The following is a 513-nucleotide window of genomic DNA, read 5'->3' on the forward strand; positions in this document are numbered from 1 at the left end:
GTCCATTTCACTAAATCGCCTGTGCGGTACATGCGCTCGCCTGGATAAAATGGATCTGGGACAAATCGTTTGTCTGTTTCTTCTGGAAGATTCCAGTAGCCTCTAGCTAGCCCTTTTCCTGCAATGACGAGCTCACCGGGTACGCCTGGCGGCGACAGGTCGTATAAAGAACCCATGATGTAAAAACGTGTATTGGCAATGGCTGTTCCTATCGGAATCGTGCCTTGTTCTGGATCGATGACTCCGCTTGTCGCTACGACTGTATTTTCAGTTGGACCGTAGTTATTCACTAGTTTGTATGGAACCGGCTTTACCTGTTTCAGCTTGTCTCCGCCTGTTAGTAAATAACGCAGAGAATGGTTGTCCATTGACATAAACTGCTCGCATAACTGCGTTGGCAGGAAGGAAATGGTGATGCCTTTTTCATTGAAATAAGCATTGAGCTTGATCATATCGAGGCGAATCGCTTCGTCGATAATGTGCAGCTCTGCGCCGGCGATCCACGTCGGGAAC

Annotated in this window: 1 protein-coding gene; it reads right to left on the reverse strand. The window is 48.1% G+C overall.

Features of this window, described 5'->3' with window-relative positions; all coding sequences use genetic code 11:
* The coding region (locus GFC01_RS17930) for an AMP-binding protein (RefSeq protein ID WP_152948493.1) at positions 1 to 513 on the reverse strand (513 nt) is incomplete at both ends.

The sequence above is a fragment of the Desulfofundulus thermobenzoicus genome, from assembly GCF_009428905.1.
GTDB lineage: Bacteria > Bacillota > Desulfotomaculia > Desulfotomaculales > Desulfovirgulaceae > Desulfofundulus_A > Desulfofundulus_A thermobenzoicus.